This is a genomic window from Hymenobacter setariae (genome assembly GCF_007713685.1).
Classification (GTDB): domain Bacteria; phylum Bacteroidota; class Bacteroidia; order Cytophagales; family Hymenobacteraceae; genus Hymenobacter; species Hymenobacter setariae.
Genome location: NZ_VMRJ01000002.1, coordinates 752,776 through 774,178, shown reverse-complemented (window position 1 = coordinate 774,178; position 21,403 = coordinate 752,776). Strand labels below are relative to the sequence as shown.

17 protein-coding genes and 4 tRNA genes are annotated in these 21,403 nt (G+C 52.0%); 3 read left to right on the top strand and 18 right to left on the bottom strand.

Annotated features, from left to right (window positions below):
* Positions 1 to 113: 113 nt before the first annotated feature.
* The 14 genes from rpoC to FNT36_RS09525 form a co-directional block, all read right to left on the bottom strand.
* The gene (gene rpoC, locus FNT36_RS09590; protein ID WP_144846829.1) at positions 114 to 4,466 is read right to left on the bottom strand and encodes a DNA-directed RNA polymerase subunit beta'; all 4,353 of its coding nucleotides are present in this window, start codon (positions 4,464 to 4,466) and stop codon (positions 114 to 116) included.
* 298 nt (positions 4,467 to 4,764) lie between these two features.
* On the bottom strand, positions 4,765 to 8,631 hold the full coding sequence (gene rpoB, locus FNT36_RS09585) for a DNA-directed RNA polymerase subunit beta (protein WP_144847496.1): 3,867 nt from the start codon (positions 8,629 to 8,631) through the stop codon (positions 4,765 to 4,767).
* 420 nt (positions 8,632 to 9,051) lie between these two features.
* Positions 9,052 to 9,432 (bottom strand): 50S ribosomal protein L7/L12, encoded by a 381-nt coding sequence (rplL, locus tag FNT36_RS09580; protein ID WP_144846826.1) that lies wholly within the window; start codon positions 9,430 to 9,432, stop codon positions 9,052 to 9,054.
* A 62-nt stretch (positions 9,433 to 9,494) separates the two neighbouring features.
* Positions 9,495 to 10,049 (bottom strand): 50S ribosomal protein L10, encoded by a 555-nt coding sequence (gene rplJ, locus FNT36_RS09575; RefSeq protein WP_144846823.1) that lies wholly within the window; start codon positions 10,047 to 10,049, stop codon positions 9,495 to 9,497.
* A 17-nt stretch (positions 10,050 to 10,066) separates the two neighbouring features.
* Entirely contained in the window at positions 10,067 to 10,765 is a 699-nt protein-coding gene (gene rplA / locus FNT36_RS09570; protein WP_144846820.1) for a 50S ribosomal protein L1, read from the bottom strand.
* 20 nt (positions 10,766 to 10,785) lie between these two features.
* A complete protein-coding gene (gene rplK, locus FNT36_RS09565) occupies positions 10,786 to 11,229 on the bottom strand; it encodes a 50S ribosomal protein L11 (RefSeq protein ID WP_144846817.1) in 444 nt (147 codons plus the stop codon).
* 115 nt (positions 11,230 to 11,344) lie between these two features.
* Entirely contained in the window at positions 11,345 to 11,902 is a 558-nt protein-coding gene (gene nusG / locus FNT36_RS09560) for a transcription termination/antitermination protein NusG (RefSeq protein ID WP_144846814.1), read from the bottom strand.
* Between the two features lie 12 nt (positions 11,903 to 11,914).
* Positions 11,915 to 12,112 carry a preprotein translocase subunit SecE gene (gene secE, locus FNT36_RS09555; RefSeq protein ID WP_144846811.1) on the bottom strand — a complete coding sequence of 66 codons (198 nt, stop codon included), beginning with the start codon at positions 12,110 to 12,112 and terminating at the stop codon, positions 11,915 to 11,917.
* Positions 12,113 to 12,167: 55 nt separating this feature from the next.
* A tRNA-Trp gene (locus tag FNT36_RS09550) sits at positions 12,168 to 12,241 on the bottom strand.
* 222 nt (positions 12,242 to 12,463) lie between these two features.
* Positions 12,464 to 13,651 (bottom strand): elongation factor Tu, encoded by a 1,188-nt coding sequence (gene tuf / locus FNT36_RS09545; RefSeq protein WP_144846808.1) that lies wholly within the window; start codon positions 13,649 to 13,651, stop codon positions 12,464 to 12,466.
* 175 nt (positions 13,652 to 13,826) lie between these two features.
* A tRNA-Thr gene (locus FNT36_RS09540) sits at positions 13,827 to 13,898 on the bottom strand.
* A gap of 18 nt (positions 13,899 to 13,916) precedes the next feature.
* Positions 13,917 to 13,989, bottom strand: a tRNA-Gly gene (locus FNT36_RS09535).
* A 23-nt stretch (positions 13,990 to 14,012) separates the two neighbouring features.
* A tRNA-Tyr gene (locus tag FNT36_RS09530) sits at positions 14,013 to 14,092 on the bottom strand.
* A gap of 150 nt (positions 14,093 to 14,242) precedes the next feature.
* Positions 14,243 to 16,606: a M1 family metallopeptidase gene (locus tag FNT36_RS09525; protein ID WP_233635812.1), complete on the bottom strand. Its 2,364-nt coding sequence runs from the start codon at positions 16,604 to 16,606 to the stop codon at positions 14,243 to 14,245.
* 316 nt (positions 16,607 to 16,922) lie between these two features.
* Between FNT36_RS09525 and FNT36_RS09520 the strand changes: the two genes are divergently transcribed.
* From FNT36_RS09520 to frr, 3 genes are all read left to right on the top strand, one after another.
* Complete coding sequence (locus tag FNT36_RS09520; protein ID WP_144846802.1) at positions 16,923 to 17,426, top strand: biotin/lipoyl-containing protein; 504 nt, start codon at positions 16,923 to 16,925, stop codon at positions 17,424 to 17,426.
* A gap of 88 nt (positions 17,427 to 17,514) precedes the next feature.
* Complete coding sequence (gene pyrH / locus FNT36_RS09515) at positions 17,515 to 18,240, top strand: UMP kinase (RefSeq protein ID WP_144846799.1); 726 nt, start codon at positions 17,515 to 17,517, stop codon at positions 18,238 to 18,240.
* A gap of 92 nt (positions 18,241 to 18,332) precedes the next feature.
* A complete protein-coding gene (gene frr, locus FNT36_RS09510; RefSeq protein WP_144846796.1) occupies positions 18,333 to 18,896 on the top strand; it encodes a ribosome recycling factor in 564 nt (187 codons plus the stop codon).
* 52 nt (positions 18,897 to 18,948) lie between these two features.
* Here the strand turns inward: frr and nadD are convergent, their stop codons facing one another.
* Genes nadD through FNT36_RS09490 form a run of 4 tightly spaced genes read right to left on the bottom strand, consistent with a single transcriptional unit; the run spans position 18,949 to position 21,136 of the window.
* Positions 18,949 to 19,542, bottom strand: coding sequence for a nicotinate (nicotinamide) nucleotide adenylyltransferase (gene nadD / locus FNT36_RS09505; protein ID WP_144846793.1), 594 nt, complete (start codon positions 19,540 to 19,542; stop codon positions 18,949 to 18,951).
* The gene (gmk, locus tag FNT36_RS09500; RefSeq protein WP_144846790.1) at positions 19,539 to 20,129 is read right to left on the bottom strand and encodes a guanylate kinase; all 591 of its coding nucleotides are present in this window, start codon (positions 20,127 to 20,129) and stop codon (positions 19,539 to 19,541) included. Before gmk ends, nadD begins: the two co-directional genes overlap by 4 nt.
* A 12-nt stretch (positions 20,130 to 20,141) precedes the next feature.
* Positions 20,142 to 20,438, bottom strand: coding sequence for a hypothetical protein (locus FNT36_RS09495; protein ID WP_144846787.1), 297 nt, complete (start codon positions 20,436 to 20,438; stop codon positions 20,142 to 20,144).
* A gap of 47 nt (positions 20,439 to 20,485) precedes the next feature.
* Positions 20,486 to 21,136, bottom strand: coding sequence for a sigma-70 family RNA polymerase sigma factor (locus FNT36_RS09490; protein WP_144846784.1), 651 nt, complete (start codon positions 21,134 to 21,136; stop codon positions 20,486 to 20,488).
* Positions 21,137 to 21,403: the final 267 nt, after the last annotated feature.

Genomic DNA, 21,403 nt, shown 5'->3' with positions numbered 1-21,403 from the left:
ATGGTCCTAATAGCAAAGTTTAAGTATTATTAAACTTTCATATTAGCAAAGAAACAAAAAGCCCCGACTAGCATCAGCTAGCCGGGGCTTTTACTACAAACCTACATCAATCGTTAGTCTTGCACGGTCGTCTCACGCTTAGCACGCGAAGCGCGCTTGGTGGGAGCAGCCGGCTCGGCAGCAGCAGCGTTTTGACGCGCAGCCAAATCCTCTTTTGACGAAACCTCGATGCCTTGGTACTCGCGCAGACCAGTACCAGCCGGAATGAGGTGACCGACAATCACGTTCTCTTTCAGACCGAGCAGTTCATCCGCTTTACCACGAATGGCAGCCTCACTCAGCACCTTGGTCGTTTCCTGGAAGGAGGCAGCCGAGATGAATGAAGCCGTACCCAACGAAGCTTGCGTAATGCCCTGCAATGTGGGCTTAGACACGGCGGGTTGAGCGTCGCGTACTTCAGCTAGTTTCAGGTCACGGCGGCGGAGCGACGAATTTTCGTCACGCAGCTTGCGAGAAGAAATTATTTGACCAGGACGCAGTTCAGTCGAATCACCAGCATCAGTCACGACTTTCATGTCGATGATGATGTCGTTTTCTTCCATCAACGAAACCTTGTCTACGAGCTGATTTTCGAGGAAGCTCGTGTCGCCAGCGTCCATCACAAGCACCTTCTGCATCATCTGACGGACGATAACTTCAATGTGCTTGTCATTGATTTTTACACCCTGCAAGCGGTAAACTTCCTGAATCTCGTTCACGAGGTACTCCTGCACTGCGCCCGGACCCTGAATGTTCAGGATATCATTCGGAGTGATGGCACCATCCGAAAGCGGCGCACCAGCCCGCACGAAGTCGTTATCCTGTACAAGGATGAACTTCGACAGTGGTACCATGTACTTCCGCTTCACACCGTCTTTCGACTCTACGAAAATTTCGCGGTTACCACGCTTCACTGAACCGTAGGTGATAACACCATCGATTTCCGACACTACTGCTGGATTCGACGGGTTACGAGCTTCGAACAACTCTACTACACGAGGCAGACCACCCGTGATATCGCGGGTTTTACCCACGGCGCGGGGAATCTTCGCTAGAATGTGGCCGGCTTTCACTTTCGTGCCATTCTCGACGTTAAGGTGAGCACCCACTGGCATCGAGTACGACTTGTTGGCATCGGCATCAGCACCTTTGGCCGGAATCAGGATAATGGACGGGTTTTGCGCCTTATCCTTTGATTCAGTGATTACCTTCTCGCGGAAACCAGTTTGTTCGTCAGCTTCTTCACGGTAAGTGATGCCCTCAGTAATAGCATCGTACTGGATGGTACCATCGAACTCAGCCAAAATAACGGCGTTGTAAGGGTCCCAGTTTACGAGCTCCTGACCTTTCTCTACCTCTTGTCCTTCTTTAACGAGCAGGAACGAGCCGTAAGGCACGTGGTTAGAAATGAACACTTTACCGGTGCCTTTTTCCACGATACGGATTTCGCCTGAACGACCCATCACCACGTTGGTTTCAGCGCCTTCGGCGTTGGTACCAGCTACGGTGCGGATGTCTTCGAACTCAATCACACCGTTGAACTTAGCGCGGATGTTAGCCTCTACTGCAATGTTAGAAGCCGTACCACCTACGTGGAATGTGCGGAGCGTCAACTGCGTACCAGGCTCACCAATTGACTGGGCAGCAATAACACCTACAGCCTCGCCCTTTTGCACCATGCGGCCAGTAGCCAGGTTACGGCCGTAGCACTTGGCGCAGATACCACGCTTGCTTTCGCAAGTCAGCACCGAACGAATCTCAACCGACTCGATGCTAGTAGCATCAATGCGGCGAGTAGTTTCCTCCGTGATTTGCTCACCAGCGGCCAAAATCAACTCGTCAGTCAGCGGGTCGATAATATCATGCACCGCGGTACGACCTAGGATACGCTCGGCCAACGGCTCTACAATATCCTCGTTGTCCTTCAGAGCGAAGGTTTCGGTACCGCGAAGCGTACCGCAATCGGGTTCGTTCACGATAACGTCCTGCGATACGTCAACTAGACGACGAGTCAGATAGCCGGCGTCAGCAGTCTTCATAGCTGTGTCGGCCAGACCTTTACGAGCACCGTGCGTCGAGATGAAGTACTCGATTACGTCGAGGCCTTCTTTGAAGTTCGACAGAATTGGGTTCTCGATAATCTCGCCTACCGAGCCTTGTAGCGACTTCTGCGGCTTGGCCATCAGACCACGCATACCGCCTAGCTGACGAATCTGCTCGCGCGAACCACGTGCGCCCGAGTGCATCATCATGTAGATAGAATTGAAGCCTTGGTTCTCCTTTTCAAGGCGACCCATCAGCGTCTCTGTAATCTGCGAGTTGATACGCGTCCAGATATCGATTACCTGGTTGTAACGCTCGTTGTTCGTAATCAGACCCATCTGGTAGTTCTGCGTTACGGCAGCTACATCAGCTTGAGCTTGAGCAATGAGCTTATCTTTCTCGGCCGGGATGTTGATGTCACCCAGACCCATGCTCAGACCACCTTTGTAGGCAGACTGGAACCCTAGGGTCTTGATGTCGTCCAAGAATTGCGCGGTGCGGGCCATACCCGTGCGCTTAAACACTAGCGAGATAATTTGCTGGAGCTTCTTCTTAGTCAACAGCTCATCTACGAAACCTACTTCCTTCGGCACGAGCTGGTTGAAGAGCACGCGGCCAGCTACGGTTTCGATAATGCGGGGCACAAGGTCATCGTTCTCATCACGCACCATGGTTTTCACCTTGATGTAAGCGTGTTTCGAGAGCTGCTTCTCGTTGAGAGCAATTACCACTTCCTCATCCGAGTAGAACGTGCGGCCTTCACCTTGAATCTTCTCGTCTTCAGTTGAGCGCTTGCCCTTGGTTACGTAGTACAGGCCCAATACCATGTCCTGGCTCGGTACGGCAATAGGTGCGCCGTTAGCCGGGTTCAGGATGTTGTGCGAGGCCAGCATCAGCATGGAGGCTTCTAAGATAGCAGCCGGCCCTAGGGGCACGTGCACAGCCATCTGGTCACCGTCAAAGTCAGCGTTAAAGGCCGTACATACGAGCGGATGCAGCTGAATAGCCTTGCCCTCAATGAGGCGCGGCTGGAACGCCTGAATACCTAGACGGTGCAGCGTAGGAGCACGGTTGAGGAGCACAGGGTGACCCTTCAGCACATTCTCCAAGATATCCCATACTACGGCATCCTTACGGTCCACAATCTTTTTAGCCGATTTAACCGTCTTCACAATACCACGCTCAATGAGCTTACGGATGATGAACGGCTTGAACAGCTCAGCAGCCATGTTCTTGGGCAGGCCGCACTCGTGCAGTTTCAACTCAGGACCAACTACGATTACCGAACGACCTGAATAGTCAACACGCTTACCGAGCAGGTTCTGACGGAAGCGGCCCTGTTTGCCTTTCAGCATATCAGACAGCGACTTCAGAGCGCGGTTGCCTTCGGCGCGCACGGCATTCACCTTACGCGAGTTGTCGAACAGCGAGTCCACTGCTTCTTGCAGCATGCGCTTCTCGTTACGCAGAATCACCTCGGGCGCTTTGATTTCAATCAGGCGCTTGAGGCGGTTGTTGCGGATGATAACGCGACGATACAGGTCATTCAAGTCGGAAGTCGCGAAGCGACCACCATCTAGCGGCACCAGCGGACGCAGTTCGGGCGGGATAACCGGCACCATGCGGATAACCATCCACTCAGGCTTATTCTCTACGCGGGTAGCGGCGTCGCGGAAAGCTTCTACTACACGTAGGCGCTTCAGCGCTTCAGCCTTACGCTGCTGCGAGGTTTCGTGCGCAGCCGAGTCGCGGAGCGAGTAGCTTAGCTCATCAAGATTAATGCGCTCGAGCAGCATTTGCAGCGCGTCGGCACCCATTTTGGCGATGAACTTCTGAGGGTCATCGTTGGGCAGCATCTGATTTTCGCGGGGCAGCTTGTCGATGATGTCCAGGTACTCGTCCTCGGTGAGGAAGTCGAGTTGCTGTACACCTTCTTCGGCTTGCACGCCGGGCTGCACTACTACGTAGCGCTCGTAGTAGATAATCTGGTCGAGCTTCTTAGTGGGCAGGCCCAGCAGATAGCCAATTTTATTCGGCAAGCTCTTGAAATACCAGATGTGCGCTACGGGCACCACCAGTTCGATGTGGCCCATGCGCTCGCGACGCACCTTCTTCTCGGTAACCTCCACGCCGCAACGGTCGCAGATGATGCCCTTATAGCGGATGCGCTTGTATTTGCCGCAGTGGCATTCCCAGTCCTTCACCGGACCGAAAATGCGCTCGCAGAACAAGCCGCCCATTTCGGGCTTGTAGGTGCGGTAGTTAATCGTTTCTGGTTTCACTACTTCGCCCGTGCTCCGCTCCAGGATACCTTCGGGAGAGGCCAGCGAGATAGTCACCTTTGAGAAGTCTTGTACTAACTTCTTATTTTTTGCGAAAGCCATTCTAATGGTTTTAGCGGTTGATTTCTGCTGTTATAGCGAGCCATAACAGTGCGACGCTACGAAAAGTGCTCTGCGGGTCGGACAGGTACGCCACGCAGTAGGTTTTCGCTAGGTCTTGTTTTTGCCCCTCTGCAGCCGCGCTTCCCACCTTGTGCTACCCTGACCTGTCTCGGGGCAGTAGTATCGTGAGCGGGGCGCTTTGCAGCGGGGCTATCTATTGTTTATTTCTATTGTAGGCGAAGTAACTGAAAGTTGGTTATCGGCACTCGCGCACCGACAACCAACCTATTCAATCAACCTAGTCAAGCGAAATCTCCAACGCCAGACCACGGAGCTCGTGGATAAGTACGTTGAACGACTCGGGGATATTCGGCTTGGGCAGAATGTCGCCTTTTACAATGGCTTCGTATGCCTTAGCGCGGCCTACCACGTCGTCCGATTTGATGGTCAGGATTTCTTGCAGTACGTTGGAAGCACCGAAGGCCTCCAACGCCCACACTTCCATCTCGCCGAAGCGCTGGCCACCGAACTGCGCTTTACCACCCAGCGGCTGCTGCGTAATGAGCGAGTATGGCCCGATGGAGCGAGCGTGCATCTTGTCGTCAACCAAGTGACCGAGCTTGAGCATGTAAATCACACCCACGGTCACCGGCTGGTCAAAGCGGTCACCCGTCAGACCATCATGCAGGTAAGCACGGCCCCAGTCGGGCAAGCCAGCCTCGGTCAGTTCACGTGATACTTCGTCCTCCGTAGCACCATCAAAAATGGGCGTAGCGTAGGTACGGCCTAGCTTGAGACCAGCCCAGCCCAGTACAGTCTCATAAATCTGACCGATGTTCATGCGGCTTGGTACACCTAGGGGGTTCAAGACGATGTCCATTGGGGTGCCGTCAGGCAGGAAGGGCATATCCTCATCGCGCACGATGCGGGCTACTACCCCTTTGTTACCGTGACGACCGGCCATTTTATCACCTACCTTCAGCTTGCGCTTTTTGGCGATATACACTTTGGCGAGCTGCACAATGCCAGCGGGCAGTTCATCACCAACCTCCAGCGTAAAGCGGTCGCGCTTGAAGCGAGCAGTGATAGTATTACGACGCTTTGCGTAATTCTTGATAAGCTGCTGCAGCATCTCATTCACGCGAGCGTCGGCCGTCCATCCCTCAAGCTGCAGGTCCTTAAAGAGGTTTACCTCTTCTGGTACCGCATAATTACTCTCGTCACGATAGGCGTTCTTGTCGGGGAACAATGCTTCGCTTATGTTCTTCCGGCCAAACTTTACGCCTTTCGCCAGTACTTCGTCACCAAAACGGTGCTTGATGCCTTGCGAAGTTTTGCCCTCAAGTAAGGCTACCAGCTTATCAATCATGATAGCTTTTACCCCGCGAAGCTCACGGGCATAGCCTTCCTTCAAGTCTTCAACTTCTTTCTTAGACTTAGCCCGTAGGTTCTTGTCCTTCTTAGGACGCGAGAATAGCTTGGTGCCAATAACTACGCCGTTCAGGGAGGGCGGCGCTTTGAGCGAGGCATCCTTCACGTCACCAGCTTTGTCGCCGAAGATGGCGCGGAGCAGTTTCTCCTCCGGGGTCGGGTCGGTTTCGCCCTTTGGCGTAATCTTACCGATGAGGATATCGCCTTCGCGAACTTCAGCACCTAGGCGGATGATGCCGTTGTCGTCGAGGTTGCGCACGGCTTCTTCGCTCACGTTCGGAATCTCCGACGTCAGCTCTTCTTCGCCGCGCTTGGTCTCGCGCACTTCCAATTCAAACTCCTCGATGTGAATCGACGTGAAAATGTCGTCGCGAACTACGCGCTCCGAGATAACGATAGCATCCTCGAAGTTGTAGCCCTGCCACGGCATGAACGCTACCTGCATGTTGCGACCTAGGGCCAGCTCACCGCGGTTGGTACCGTAGCCTTCGCACAGCACCTGGCCTTTGGTCACACGCTCGCCGTTTTTCACCAGCGGCGTGAGGTTGAGGCAGGTGTCCTGGTTGGTGCGGCGGAACTTGATGAGGCTGTACGTCTTACGGTCGGCATCAAAGCTTACCGATAGCTCGTCGTCGCTCAGGTCGTACTTGATGATGATGCGGTTAGCATCTACCGAGTCCACCACGCCATCGCCTTCAGCGATGATGAGCGCGCGCGAGTCTATAGCCGTGCGGCCTTCCAGACCCGTGCCCACAATCGGGGCCTGCGGGCGGAGCAGCGGTACTGCCTGGCGTTGCATGTTCGAGCCCATGAGCGCACGGTTGGCGTCGTCGTGCTCCAGGAACGGAATCAACGAAGCAGCTACCGATACAATCTGGTTCGGAGCTACGTCCATGTAGGAATATTCCTCCGGGCCTACTACTGGGAAGTCGCCTTCGAAGCGGCCTTTCACCAGCTCCTGCGTCAGCTTACCCTCATTGCTTAGCAGCGAGTTGGCCTGTGCAATGTGGTGCGTATCCTCTTCTTCAGCAGTCAAGAACTTCACGTTCTCGGTCATGTCCACCGTGCCGGCGCTTACCGTGCGGTAAGGCGTCTCGATGAAGCCCATCGAGTTAACGCGAGCGTGTACGCACAGCGATGAAATCAGTCCGATGTTCGGGCCTTCCGGCGTTTCGATGGTGCAGAGACGACCATAGTGCGTGTAGTGTACGTCACGCACCTCGAAGCCAGCGCGCTCACGCGATAGACCTCCTGGCCCTAGGGCCGATACACGACGCTTGTGCGTCACCTCGGCTAGCGGGTTAGTTTGGTCCATGAACTGCGACAGCTGGTTGGTGCCGAAGAACGAGTTAATTACGCTCGAAAGCGTACGGGCGTTAATCAGGTCAACCGGCTTGAAGTCCTCATTGTCGCGCACGTTCATGCGCTCTTTGATGGTACGAGCCATACGGGCCAGACCTACGCCAAACTGAGCGTAGAGCTGCTCCCCTACCGTGCGCACGCGGCGATTGCTCAAGTGGTCAATGTCATCGACAATGGCCTTCGAGTTAATCAAGCCAATCAGGTATTTCACAATCAGCACAATATCCTGATTAGTCAATACCCGCGACTCTTGCTCCATACCAATTTGAAGCTTTTTGTTAATCCGGTAGCGGCCTACCTCTCCGAGGTCATAGCGCTTGTCAGAGAAGAACAGCTTCTGGATGATGTCACGAGCGGTTTCTTCGTCAGGTGCCTCCGTGTTACGGAGCTGACGGTAAATCTGCTCAACGGCTTCTTTCTCCGAGTTCGAGTTATCCTTCTGCAAGGTGTTGTAAATGATTGCGAAGTCCGCAATGTTTACATTCTCCTTGTGTAGAATAACTGACTTTGCACCGGCATCTACGATAGTGTCGATGTCAGCTTCCTCGATAACCGAGTCACGCTCCAGCAACACTTCGTTACGGTCGATAGAAACTACTTCACCAGTGTCCTCGTCCACAAAGTCTTCCGTCCAAGTGCGAAGCACGCGGGCGGCTAGCTTACGGCCAACGGCCTTCTTGAGGGTCTTTTTATCCGCTTTCAGCTCCTCGCTCAGGCCGAATAAGTCCAGAATGTCCTTATCCGTACCGTAACCGATGGCACGTAGCAGCGTAGTAACCGGAAACTTCTTCTTCCGGTCGATGTATGCGTACATCACGTTGTTCACGTCCGTGGCAAACTCAATCCACGAGCCTTTGAACGGGATAATGCGAGCCGAATACAACTTCGTACCGTTGGTGTGCTTGCTCTGGGCGAAGAAAACGCCCGGCGAGCGGTGCAGCTGCGATACGATAACACGCTCGGCGCCGTTGATAACAAAAGAGCCTTTTTCCGTCATGTACGGAATGTTGCCCAAGAAAACTTCCTGCTCAATCGTCTGGAAGTCCTCGTTATCCTTGTCGTTGCAAATGAGCTGCAGTTTGGCCTTCAGCGGCACTGCATAAGTCAGGCCGCGGTCGATGCACTCATCCACCGTGTATTTCGGTGGGTCAACGTGGTAGTCGATAAAATTCAGCACGAAGTTTTCGCGCGAATCCGAAATCGGGAAGTTCTCGGCAAATACCTTGAACAAACCTTCATTGGTGCGGCTCGCGGCGGCAGTTTCGAGCTGAAAGAACTCCTGGAACGACTGCACTTGCACGTCCAGAAAGTCCGGATACTCGATAACTTTCTTAATCTTGGCGAAATTGATTCGCTCACTGGCCCCAGTCAGGTGTTTGACTTCGGCGGCCTCAGTTGCTTGCGGTGTAGCCAATTGGAAAGATTTTAAAATGTACACGTAAGCTATTATAGTTACGCGAGTTAACTTACTGTTAAGCTGAGATTGGAAGTTTGCTTTCTACACCTGCACCTACGGTAAAAAGCCTTCAGACAAACTCAGACATTATGAGCGCAGCAAAGGACCTTACCACGTTTGTTTGTCAACTGAGTTCGAAACTCTGGCGACTTCTAACGTGATAAGGTCCTTCATTTTGCGTTGCTCCAATGCAGGATGACAGAAGAAAACTGCTAGCGTAAGACAACCAAAACCAACGGCTTTGAGTTGCAAAAGGTAACTTATTCTCTAGAAACAGGAAAAGACCTGGCTAAGTGCCAGGCCTAATCCGTTGCGGGAGCAAGCCCGTAGGCGAACCTACTTAACTTCTACTTCAGCACCAGCTTCTTCAAGCTGCTTCTTCAGAGCTTCAGCTTCGTCTTTAGCGATGCCTTCTTTCAGGGGCTTGGGAGCGCCGTCAACCAGCTCCTTGGCCTCTTTCAGGCCCAGGCCGGTCAGGTCTTTCACCAGCTTAACTACTGCCAGCTTCTGGCCACCAGCAGCTTTCAGGATTACGTCGAACGAGGTCTTCTCTTCGGGAGCCTCAGCAGCAGCGCCAGCACCACCACCAGCTACCATTACAGGAGCAGCAGCAGCGGGCTCAATGCCGTACTCATCCTTCAGGATGCCTGCGAGTTCGTTTACTTCTTTAACGGTGAGGCTAACAAGCTGCTCAGCGAAGGCTTTCAAATCTGCCATTTCTGTAGATTATTAAAAAAAGGTTGTATTGAAAATTGAAAGTTGAAAAGGATGAGCAGCGGTTAGCCTGCAGCTTCTTCTTTTTCGGAAAGCGTTTTGAGGATACCAGCCAGCTTGTTTCCGCCGCTCGATAGAGCAGAGATAACATTTTTGGCGGGCGATTGCAGCAGGCCGACGAGCTCGCCGAGCAGTTCCTGCTTGCCTTTGATTGTGGTGAGGCCTTCGAGCTGATTAGCACCAATGAAGATGCTAGCGTCGATGTAGGCACCTTTCAGCGCGGGCTTGGGCTCTACACCACGGGGGTAAGCCTGCGCCTTGTAGAAGTCTTTCAGCAGCTTGGCGGGAGCATTGCCGCTCTCTTTCGAGAACAATACGCCCGACTGGCCTTTCAGCGCTGCGTCCATTTCGCTGGTATCACCACCTAGGGTGTCGAGAGCCTTGCGGATGAACGAGTTTTTGTAAACCTTGAATTCCATGCCACGGTTGAAGCAGAGGCGACGGAACTCATTGATTTTTGCTACCGACATGCCCGAGGCATCGGCGATATAGAATGCGTTGTGCGACTGAAACTTCTCGCTCAACTCATCCACGAGGGCTTGTTTATCTTCCCGAATCATGGTTGGTTGCTATTAATTTAGTTAGCGGAAGAAACCGTGCTGTCAACCGGAACACCAGGCGACATAGTGCTGCTCAAGGTAATGCTGCGGATATAGGTACCTTTCGACGAAGAAGGTTTCAGGCGACCAAGCGTCTGGATTACTTCTAGCGCGTTCTCAGCAAGTTTGCTGGGCTCGAACGATACTTTACCTACCGAGCAGTGAATGATACCAGTCTTATCAACTTTGAAGTCGATTTTACCAGCTTTCACTTCTTGTACAGCCTTAGCTACATCAGTGGTTACGGTGCCCGACTTAGGGTTCGGCATCAGGCCACGGGGACCCAACACACGACCTAGACGACCAACTTTGGCCATTACCGAAGGCATGGTGATGATTACATCGATATCAGTCCAACCTTTCTCGATTTTCGAGATGTAGTCGTCCAAACCCACGAAGTCAGCACCAGCGGCGGTAGCTTCGGCCTCCTTGTCAGGAGTTACCAAGGCCAGAACGCGAACGGTTTTGCCAGTGCCGTGGGGCAGAGTGGCTACACCGCGTACCATTTGGTCGGCTTTACGGGGGTCTACGCCGAGGCGTACGTCGATGTCAACCGAAGCATCAAATTTAGTGAAGGTGATGTCCTTCACTACTTGTGCGGCTTCGAGCAGGCTGCGCACCTGCGTCAGGTCGTGTTTTGCAAGGGCTTCCTTGCGCTTTTTGCTGATTGCTGCCATTGTGTATGTCCTCCGGTTAGTTATTCAGCAAAAGGCGAGTCGCCTTTCACGGTGATACCCATGCTGCGAGCCGTACCGGCTACTTGCTTCATGGCCGACTCCACTTTGAAAGCGTTTAGGTCGGGCATTTTGGTTTCGGCGATGGTACGAACCTGGTCCCAAGTCACCGAGCCAACTTTGTTACGATTTGGCTCTTTCGAACCGTTCTGCAACTTAGCGGCATCCATGAGGAGAACAGGTACCGGAGGAGTCTTGATGACAAAATCAAAAGACTTATCCGTGTACATCGTAATCAGGACAGGGCAAACTTGGCCGGCTTTATCTTGGGTGCGCGCATTAAACTGCTTGCAAAACTCCATGATGTTCAAGCCTTTACTACCAAGCGCAGGTCCAATTGGCGGGGCAGGATTCGCCGCGCCTCCCTTTACCTGAAGTTTCAGGTAACCTCTAATTTCTTTGGCCATTTGGTGTGTAAAGCTGCGGCTGCCGTGACGTAACTCGCGCCAACCTCAGTAAAAAAAACTCCTAGTGGAAGCCCCGCCTAATCGGAGTGGATATCAGGCGACGTATATAACTTAACTATTCTTTCTCTACTTGCGTGTAGCTTAATTCTACTGGTTGAGCACGGCCAAAAATCTTCACGATAACGTTCAGCTTTTTGCGCTCTTCAAACACTTCGTTAACATTGCCGCTAAAGCCATTAAAGGGACCATCAATCACTTTAACCAGTTCGCCAACAGTGAAAGGAGTTTCTAGCTCGGCAGTTTTTTCTTCTGCCTCATCTACGACACCTAATAAGCGATTTACTTCGTTTAGCGAGAGCGGTACAGGCTTGGCATTTGTATTCTTGCCTTCTTTATCACCTAAGAACCCAATTACACCTGGGGTAGAAGTGATAATATTCAGCACTTCGCCGTGCGTAACGTCTGAGTGAATAATAATATAGCCTGGGTACAAATTCCGCTCCCGAACGCGCTTTTTACCATTACGCATCTCAAAAACCTTCTCAACCGGAATCAGCACTTGCGGGAGCAACTCTTGCAAGTTGTGCCGCCCAATCTCGGTTTCCATGTAGGTCTTTGCCTTCTTTTCTTGGCCGCTCACTGAGCGAACCACGTACCATTTTAGCTCTGCCATTATTTACAAAACCTAGCGAGCGAAAGACTGATAGAACGCATTGAGGGCAGAGTTGAAACTCACATCCATCAAGCCCACTACGGCAGCAAATACCAAGGAGCCAATAAGCACCAGACCTGCGCTCTTTTGCAGCTCGGTGGTCGAGGGCCACGTTACGTTGTAACGCATTTCCTCGATAGTATCGCGGAAATAGTTGTTCAGCTTAGCCATGTCGCAATCAAGCCGGTACCGGCGTAAAAAAGAGCCGCCAAGCGGCGGCCCTAGGTGGCACGAGTGGAGAGATTCGAACTCCCATCAAAGGTTTTGGAGACCTCTATTCTACCCTTGAACTACACTCGTGTATGTGGTTCCTATTTGACATTGTTTGTCAATGGGAGTGCAAAGGTACAATATATTTTATAGAATGCAAACCTTGCTTCAAAAAATCAGTTATGAATACTCTTTATTTTTTAACAAGATAAACCGAGCAGATAGCCTTGTTTTAGTTTTTCAAAGGCTTTAAAACATAAAAAACGCCCCCGATTGCTCGGGGGCGTTTTTTATATAGCGTTACCGCTAAAATTAGTCGAGGATTTCGGTTACCTGACCGGCACCTACCGTACGGCCACCCTCACGGATAGCGAAGCGGAGGCCTTTCTCCATTGCCACCTTGTTGATGAGCTCAACCGTGATGGTGATGTTGTCGCCAGGCATTACCATCTCAACGCCTTCTGGGAGGGTGATGATACCAGTAACGTCGGTGGTACGCAGGTAGAACTGCGGACGGTAGTTGTTGAAGAATGGGGTGTGGCGGCCGCCTTCCTCTTTCGAGAGAACGTACACCTCAGCCTTGAATTTCTGGTGGGGCTTAACCGAGCCGGGCTTGCAGATAACCATACCACGACGGATGGCTTCTTTTTCAATACCACGGAGCAGCAGACCTACGTTGTCACCAGCTTCGCCACGGTCAAGGATTTTGCGGAACATTTCCACACCCGTTACCGTCGACTTCAGGCCTTCAGCACCCATACCGAGGATATCAACTTGCTCACCCGAGTTGATGATACCGCGCTCGATACGACCGGTGGCTACGGTGCCACGGCCAGTAATCGAGAACACGTCCTCTACCGGCATCAGGAAGGGCAGGTCGGTCAGACGAGCAGGAATCGGAATGAACGAGTCAACTGCGTCCATCAGCTCGTTGATTTTGGGAACCCAGTTAGCGTCGCCATTCAGGCCACCTAGAGCCGAACCCTGGATAACGGGGATGTTGTCACCATCGAAGTTATAGAACGACAGCAGTTCGCGGATTTCCATTTCCACGAGCTCGAGCAGCTCGGGGTCATCCACCATGTCCACTTTGTTCATGAACACAACCAGCTGAGGAACACCTACCTGACGAGCGAGTAGGATGTGCTCACGAGTCTGGGGCATCGGGCCGTCGGTAGCAGCTACCACGAGGATAGCGCCGTCCATTTGAGCAGCACCAGTTACCATGTTCTTCACATAGTCAGCGTGACCGGGGCAATCAACGTGAGCGTAGTGACGGTTAGCGGTAGCGTACTCTACGTGAGCGGTGTTGATGGTGATACCACGCTCTTTTTCCTCGGGCGCGTTGTCAATCGAGGAGAAGTCGCGCTTTTCGGCCAGACCTTGGTTAGCCAGAACCGTGGTGATAGCCGCGGTCAGGGTAGTCTTGCCGTGGTCAACGTGGCCGATGGTGCCGATGTTTACGTGCGGCTTCGACCGGTCGAAATTTTCTTTAGCCATTGTAAAGAGTTGAGAAAAAAGAGGGAATTAAAAACTGAAAAGCAACTAGAAAGGGCCTATCACAAGAAAAGCGAAACCCAGCTTGGGCCAATTCAGGCTTGAGTGCTGCGTATCGCTTTTGATTTGCTGACCCGGTTCTAACCTATCGCAAAGATAAGCAGTTCCGTATTTGCTGAGCCATTTATGGGATTTGAACCCATGACCTCTTCCTTACCAAGGAAGTGCTCTACCACTGAGCTAAAACGGCTTATTCTACCTTAAAATGAGCGGGAGACGAGGTTCGAACCCGCGACCTGCAGCTTGGAAGGCTGCCGCTCTACCAACTGAGCTACTCCCGCAGATGGTACTCATTTTAAAAATGTGGGGGTAACAGGACTCGAACCTATGAACCCGAAGGAGGTGAGTTACAGTCACCCGCAATTGCCGCTATGCGATACCCCCATTTTTGGTCTTTTCCAGCCGCTTGCCGGAATTGAGACGCAAAAGTACTGCTTTTTTTGAAAGATGCAAGGAGTACGAAATAAAAAGTCTTCTACTTTTTTTCAGTACTCCTAGCTTGCCCAAGTACCTTCTTCGGTAACATTTTGATAATTAAATCAAACCGTAGTAAGCCTTAAGGCGCTCATCTTTTTCTTTATCACGAATATCACGCAAGATTTCTTTGAGTGCTGGAGTGCTAGGCACCAAGGTGAGTAGCCCTTTATAGGCCCCAAGGCGCACGTAATACTGAGAATGAGTGCGAGCTAGCGTCTCTAGTGTCTTCACACCTTTCTCGCGTTCGATGACGGGCATTCGCACCATGAAGGTACCAAAAGACTGCAAGTAGGTGTAAAGGTCGATATCGCTGACGTCAGTAAGGCGACGCAAAAACCAACCATATTGCTCGATAGTCCCTCCCTTAGCGTAAAAATCAGCAATAGCTACTAAGAGCGCTGAACTACCTGTGTTTTCGAGAGCTGCAATTTGTTGGTAAGATGCTGGTGTAGGTGATTTAGCAATGGCCGCTACGGCAGCGGCTTCTACTAAATAAGAGCTATCACGCAGGCCTGCTTGGTAGATGCTCGTGTAGTTTTCGCCAGCGAATGAAGCCAACGTAGTAATAGCTTGAGCGCGCACTGAGCTGTTAGGGTCGGCGGTGGCGAAATGTTGGATTTCGCTGCGTACAGCAGTCGGAGACGAACCGCGGTAGGCACGCAAGTGGTCGAGCGCGGTGCGACGAATGGCGTAAAAATTATCCTGCAAGGCGTTGCGGTACATACCGCTCACTCCTACGTCGGCGGCTTTATTGTGTAGCATCTCTAGGGGCTCGTAGCGTTGCAGATAGTTGCGAGCATGATAGAACTGAAACACTAGCTCGTCAGAAGTGCGGTCCTCGTCGATTTGAGCGAGTAACTGAGACTCGCTGTCAAATTTTACTAAGCTAGGACGGTCGGCAGCCAGAAATGAAAAGGTTTGGTCAGTTTTAGTAATTGTAATGCGGTGGTCAATAGCCTTTTCTTTTTGCCAAATGGTAACTGTTACAGGCAAGCGATAAATAGGCTGAAATAAGGTGTCTTGTGTTTGCTGCACGCGTAGCAGCACCTGGCCATTTGTGTACGAGTGGGTCACCTTCAACTCGGGATGCCCGCGCTGCATAAACCATTGGTCAAAAAACCAAGTCAGGTCCTCGCCGGTCGTTTCTTCAAAGGCAGTGCGTAGCTTGCTGATTTCGACAGCAGTAAACTTATTCTTCGTCAGGTAATGATTGAGAGCTGTGAAAAAGGCATCGTCTCCCATATACTTGCGCAGCATATGCAGTACCCGGCCACCTTTCTCATAGGAGTGGCGGTCGAACATATCTTCTTGGCTGGCATAGTGGTAGCGAATAAGCGGTTCGCGCTTGTCATTGGCCTCTTCTAGGTAGGCTGCTAGGTCGTGCTGCTGCACTAGAGCTGCCTGGTCGGCTCCATACTTGTGCTCGGCCCACAGGTATTGGGCGTAGTTGGCAAAGCTTTCGTTTAGGGGCAAATTGCTCCACGACTCACAGGTTACTAGGTCGCCGAACCAATGGTGGAAGAGTTCGTGGGTAATGGTAGATTCCGCTCCCTCATACTGCGCGTCGAGGAGCTCGCGGCTAGTGGCCTGGATGGTATTGCCGTGCACGGTAGCTGTAGTATTCTCCATTGCACCGCTCACATAGTCACGCACTGCTATTTGAGCATACTTCTCCCACGGAAAATCGATACCTAGGCGCTTAGAGTAGAACTCCATCATCTCGGGGGTATGGCCAAATACCGCTTTAGCAGTGTTCTTATAGCGGGGCTCAACGTAGTAATCCACCGCTTTGCCTCGCCAAGTATCAGATACTACCGCAAAATCACCCACGGCCATCATCGTGAGGTAAGGCGCAGCGGCTAGAGTCTGCCGCCACGTGTCGGTGCGGGTGCCATCGGAGTTTTTACGCGAGGAGACAAGCAATCCATTAGATAAGGTCTTGTATTGGTTATCGACCGTCATTGCTATCTCCTGCGTCATCCGTTGATTGGGATGGTCGATGGTAGGAAACCAGCACGAATTGGCCTGTGTCTCGCCTTGTGTCCAGATTTGACGTGGCTTCTTAGGGTCTTGCCCTAGGGGGTTGATAAAGTACAACCCCTTGTCAGAGGTAATAGCTGCGCTGCCACCACCTTGGGGTAGCTCATTTGGCTTGGCCACATAGGCAATGCGCACCTGATACGTTTGGTCGCGGGTATAAGGACGGTCGAGCGTGATGCTGAGTTGCGCCTTATCGTACTTATACGTAAGGTTTTTGTCGCCCTTCTCCCCTACCAGCTGCACTGTTTTGATATCGAAGCCTCGGGCGTCGAGCAGCACATTGCTCTGAGGGTAGAAATGCGGGCGCAACGTTAGGACAGCTGTACCTAGGAGGTATTGCTTGGCCCAATCAAAGCGCACATCAAGCTTTGTGTTTACCACATCACTAAGTAGCGGCGCCGCTAGATGCACTGGGGTCTCGGGCGGCAGCCATGAGGGAACAGTGATGCTCCCCGACATAGGGGCACTCTCCGTGCTAGCGGTTGCATTCTTTTTATCAGCCTTATCGGATGCTTTGCTTTTATTGCCAGTTGCCTGGCCAACTACAGTGAAACTCACTAGGCAAAGCCACAGAAAATTAACACTAAACGTATGTTTCATATAAATACCTAGAGCGGAAACGCAGCAGCAAGTTCCGCATGAAACAGCGATTTAACTTACCTTTAACCCCGCTTCGGCTCACTTGGCCGGTTCCTTTATGCTCCAAATAAGCATTGGCCCGGCCCATGGCTGGGAGGTGGACTTCCGTGCCACCGACTCCATTACCCTTAACGGCCAGCCTTTTGCCTGGGATATCGCCTCCCTAGGTGATGGTCGCTATCACATATTGTACCAAGGCAAATCGTACAACGCGGAATTACTGGCTGCCGACTACGAAGCAAAAACTTTCGTATTGCGCCTTAATGGACAGCGCGTTGAGTTGCAGGCAAAGGACCGCTTTGACCAATTGCTCGAACGAATGGGCTTGAGCAACGCCGCCGCCACAAAGGTGAATGAGTTAAAAGCTCCCATGCCCGGCCTCATTGTAGACATACGGGTGCAACCCGGCCAGACGGTGCAAAAGGGTGACCCTTTGCTAGTACTAGAGGCGATGAAGATGGAAAATATCTTGAAGGCTCCTGCTGAAGGTACTGTGGGTAGTATTCTCGTGGACTTACGCGCGAATGTGACGAAGGGGCAAGTGCTGGTTCAGTTTACCTAGCGCTAATACTTAGCTCCCTAGCAACCTAGTGCTTAGTGGGGTACTCTCTTGAATAATTAGTTACAAATACATAACAACTTCTTTCGCTTTGACTTACCAACGAATTCTACTTAAGCTCAGCGGCGAGGCCCTGATGGGCCAGCAGCAGTACGGCATCGACGCAGAGCGCCTCATGCAATATGCCAACGAGATTAAAGCCGTCGCCGCTAATGGAGTGCAGGTAGCTGTCGTGATTGGCGGAGGCAATATCTTCCGTGGCGTGCAGGCAGCTGCTTTCGGCCTCGACCGGGTGCAAGGCGATTACATGGGTATGCTGGCCACGGTTATCAATTCGATGGCCCTGCAAAGCGCGCTTGAGAAAATAGATGTGAGTACCCGCTTGCTGTCGGGCCTTACGATTCAGCAGGTGTGCGAGCCCTACATCCGTCGGCGGGCGGTGCGGCACCTAGAGAAGGGCCGGGTGGTTATTTTTGGTGCAGGCATTGGCTCACCTTATTTCACTACTGACTCGGCAGCTTCGCTACGTGCTATTGAGATTGAAGCCGATGTGGTGCTTAAGGGTACGCGCGTAGACGGTATCTACACCGCTGACCCTGAAAAAGACCCCAATGCTGTTAAGTTCAATGAGATTTCCTTTGATGAGGTAATTGAGAAGAACTTGAATGTCATGGATATGACGGCCTTTACGCTTTGCAAAGAGAATAACCTACCCATTATTGTGTTCGATATGAACACAGAAGGCAACCTAAAGCGCCTCCTAGGTGGCGAGCCGTTGGGCACGCTCGTGAATAGAAGCGGTCAGAACGAGCGCTAAACGAGCACAACTTGTTTGGGAGCGAATTTTGCTTTCCTCTCTTACGTAATAGGCATTTATCAGCCGATTTATAAAATTTAACTTTCCAGCAGATGGACGAAGAAATTCAGTTTTATTTGAGCGACGCCGAAGAATCTATGGGTAAGGCGGTGGCCCACGTAGGGGTAGAAATGGCCCGCATTCGGGCCGGTAAAGCCTCACCAGCCATGCTTGACAGCCTGAAAGTAGACTATTATGGCACGCCCACGCCTGTGTCGCAGGTAGCCAACGTATCGGCTCCTGATGCTCGCTCGCTGCACATCAAGCCTTGGGAAAAGAATATGGTGGCTGAGATTGTGAAAGCTATCAAAAACAGCGACCTAGGGCTGAATCCGATGTCGGATGCTGACGGGGTGCGACTCAACATTCCGCCCATGACTGAAGAGCGCCGCCGTGACCTTGTAAAGCAAGCCAAAAACGAGGCCGAAGCTGGCAAAGTGCGCGTGCGTGGCATCCGCAAGGATGTGAATGACGCGCTACGTAAACTGCAGAAAGATGGTGCTGCCGAAGACGCCGTGAAGGATGCCGAAGCTAAAGTTCAGAAGTATACCGACGCCCACATTGTAGAAGTTGAGAAGCTTCTGACGAAGAAAGAGTCGGAAATTATGACTATCTGATTTGACTATTAGGTCAATAAAAAAGGGCGGCTTCGTGTGAAGCCGCCCTTTTTTATTGATAATAGCGCTGAGTTAGTATTTCCTGCTCTACTGCCGCGGGCACTAGATAGCGAATACTTTGACCCGTTTGAATGCTGGCTCGAATGAAAGTGGCCGATATATCCAGCAAAGGAGCTTGTACGACTCGTGCGCGTGGAAAGGCGGCTAAGTCAGGTAATGTTGCTCCCGGCCGTGGATACACGTACAGGTCAAGCTCTCGCATTATGCGGTCAGCAGCCTGCCATCGTGGTAAGCCCGCGAGGTTATCGGCTCCCATCAACAGCACAAACTCGTAAGTAGGATGCTGCGTGCGCAACGCATCGAGAGTGGCAATCGTGTAGCTTGGGCGCGGCAACCTAAGCTCAATAGACTCCGCACGCAGATGGGGGTTATCTACCACTGCTAGTTGTAGCAGCGCCAGGCGCGCAGTATCAGATAGAAGCTCCTCTCCTACTTTGAAAGGGCTCTGGGGAGACACCACCAGCCATACCTCGGCCAAGTCGGTGCGAGTTGCGAAGTATTCAGCCAGAATAAGATGGCCACTATGCACCGGGTTGAATGAGCCAAATAGTAGGCCTACTCGCTTCGAGGCATCGGGCTGGCTCATAAAGCTTCGTCGGTAGCAGCGGGCGTAATAAAGCTGCGTACCAGCTGCTCGGCATGTGCTACTGCTTCCTCTAGGTCATCGTTTACTACTACCTCGTCAAATTTATCTTCGAAAGCTAGCTCGAAAGTAGCCTTGTAGACCCGCGAAGAAATACTAGAGGTAGAGTCGGTAGCGCGAGCCGTGAGACGCTGTGCCAAGGCTTCAATAGACGGGGGCCGCACGAAGATTGCTAACGCCCGGTCTTTGTAGAAGTCCTTAATGCTAAGCCCACCCTTCACGTCAACGTCAAGGATAGCGTGCTTACCTAGGGACCAAATACGCTCAATTTCTGACTTGAGCGTACCATAAAACGCGCCTTCGTAAACCTCCTCCCATTCGACAAATTCGTCGTGGCGGATTTTTTCTTGGAACTCGGCTACCGAAATAAAATGGTAATCCTTGCCGTTTACCTCAGCGCGCCCCCGGCGGTCGCGGGTGCAAGCTGAGATAGAAAAGCTCAGTTCCGGCAGCAACTCCATGAGTCGGTGCACGATAGTCGTTTTACCAGCACCTGATGGCGCCGAGAATACAATGATTTTGCCCTGCATAGGGCTGCAAAGCTAGGCCATTTCGGCGTGCAAGCGCGCCATGATGGCATGCGGCAGGGTCGAAGGAGCAGCTTTGCTGTTCACTTTCTGCTTTAGAAAGCTGACGAATACCCGTTGCTTCTTGATATCCTCGAAGCAAGGCGAGCAATCTTCGGCGTGGTCGATGAGGTAATCCTCATCTTCTTCGGCGAGCACCCGGCCCTCCAAAAGCTGGTCCAATACAATATTCACGCGGTCGCAGTCGGCGCCGTTGTCGGGGGTAGCGGCAAGGGGGGCCAACAGATTGGTTGTAGTAGCGGTAGCTTCCATGAGGGTCAAAAGAGGGGGGTTAGAAGGTGAAAAATACGGCCGAAGACTTATTCATCGTCTTCGTCCTTGTCGGCGGCATCAACGGCCGAATTAACATCATCGTTCCCGTAGCCCATCGAGGATGCATATTTTTCGAGCTTCTCTTTTAGGAAATTACGTGCTCGGTGCAGGCGCGAGCGCACTGTGCCGATAGGAATGTCCAGCACTTTAGCCATCTCCTCGTAGGTAAACCCTTCGAGGTCACATAGAATTATAACTGTCCGAAAATCAACAGGTAGCGAATTCAAAGCGCTCGCTACTTCATCGCCAATAAGGTCGCGAGTTGACTGCTGACGCAAATCGGAAGAAGAAGCTCCGGTTTCAGCATCACCTTCTACTTCATCGGGATTATAATAGCCTTCTACTTCGCTGTAATCAACCTTAGCAGGCTGCTTACTTTTTTTCCGAAAATCGTTGATAAACGAGTTCTTCAGAATGCGAAAGAGCCATGCCTTTGCATTGGTGCCGGGCTCGAAGTACTCGAAGAAGCGGTAGGCCTTGAGGTAGGTCTCCTGTACGAGGTCGTTGGCATCATCCTCGTCGAGGGTGAGGCGGTAGGCGAAGTTGTAGAGCGGGTCGAGCACCGGCATCAGCTCGGCCTGAAAGCGCCGGTCTTTTTCCTCTTTGCTCAGCTTTACCCGTTCGGGAGAGTCGCTCATGATAGGTGTTTTGGGCAGAATGATGGAAGCCGATTGGCTAAAAAAGCCGCCTGGTACTGGGCAAAAGTAACGCAGGAGGATAAAGCCATATCGGTAGTTAGCTAGGCTTAACGCACCTCACCACTACCCGTCATTTTCCGCGAATCCTTGTTAGCTTGTGGCCAATCGGTAGCTTCAGCGGCAAATCAACGAGTAGGGTAATGTCCGAAATAAGCACAAACTGCCGTAGGTACGGATTTCAGCGCCATACGGGTTGCACCGTTGCTT

Excerpts from the sequence above, each read along its gene's own strand:
- rpoC (WP_144846829.1), bottom strand. The coding sequence starts at position 4,466 with ATGGCTTTCGCAAAAAATAAGAAGTTAGTACAAGACTTCTCAAAGGTG.
- rplL (WP_144846826.1), bottom strand. The coding sequence starts at position 9,432 with ATGGCAGATTTGAAAGCCTTCGCTGAGCAGCTTGTTAGCCTCACCGTT.
- FNT36_RS09495 (WP_144846787.1), bottom strand. The coding sequence starts at position 20,438 with ATGGAAGCTACCGCTACTACAACCAATCTGTTGGCCCCCCTTGCCGCT.
- FNT36_RS09520 (WP_144846802.1), top strand. The coding sequence starts at position 16,923 with ATGCTCCAAATAAGCATTGGCCCGGCCCATGGCTGGGAGGTGGACTTC.
- FNT36_RS09490 (WP_144846784.1), bottom strand. The coding sequence starts at position 21,136 with ATGAGCGACTCTCCCGAACGGGTAAAGCTGAGCAAAGAGGAAAAAGAC.
- rplJ (WP_144846823.1), bottom strand. The coding sequence starts at position 10,049 with ATGATTCGGGAAGATAAACAAGCCCTCGTGGATGAGTTGAGCGAGAAG.
- rplK (WP_144846817.1), bottom strand. The coding sequence starts at position 11,229 with ATGGCCAAAGAAATTAGAGGTTACCTGAAACTTCAGGTAAAGGGAGGC.
- frr (WP_144846796.1), top strand. The coding sequence starts at position 18,333 with ATGGACGAAGAAATTCAGTTTTATTTGAGCGACGCCGAAGAATCTATG.
- gmk (WP_144846790.1), bottom strand. The coding sequence starts at position 20,129 with ATGCAGGGCAAAATCATTGTATTCTCGGCGCCATCAGGTGCTGGTAAA.
- rplA (WP_144846820.1), bottom strand. The coding sequence starts at position 10,765 with ATGGCAGCAATCAGCAAAAAGCGCAAGGAAGCCCTTGCAAAACACGAC.
- nadD (WP_144846793.1), bottom strand. The coding sequence starts at position 19,542 with ATGAGCCAGCCCGATGCCTCGAAGCGAGTAGGCCTACTATTTGGCTCA.
- secE (WP_144846811.1), bottom strand. The coding sequence starts at position 12,112 with ATGGCTAAGCTGAACAACTATTTCCGCGATACTATCGAGGAAATGCGT.
- nusG (WP_144846814.1), bottom strand. The coding sequence starts at position 11,902 with ATGGCAGAGCTAAAATGGTACGTGGTTCGCTCAGTGAGCGGCCAAGAA.
- tuf (WP_144846808.1), bottom strand. The coding sequence starts at position 13,651 with ATGGCTAAAGAAAATTTCGACCGGTCGAAGCCGCACGTAAACATCGGC.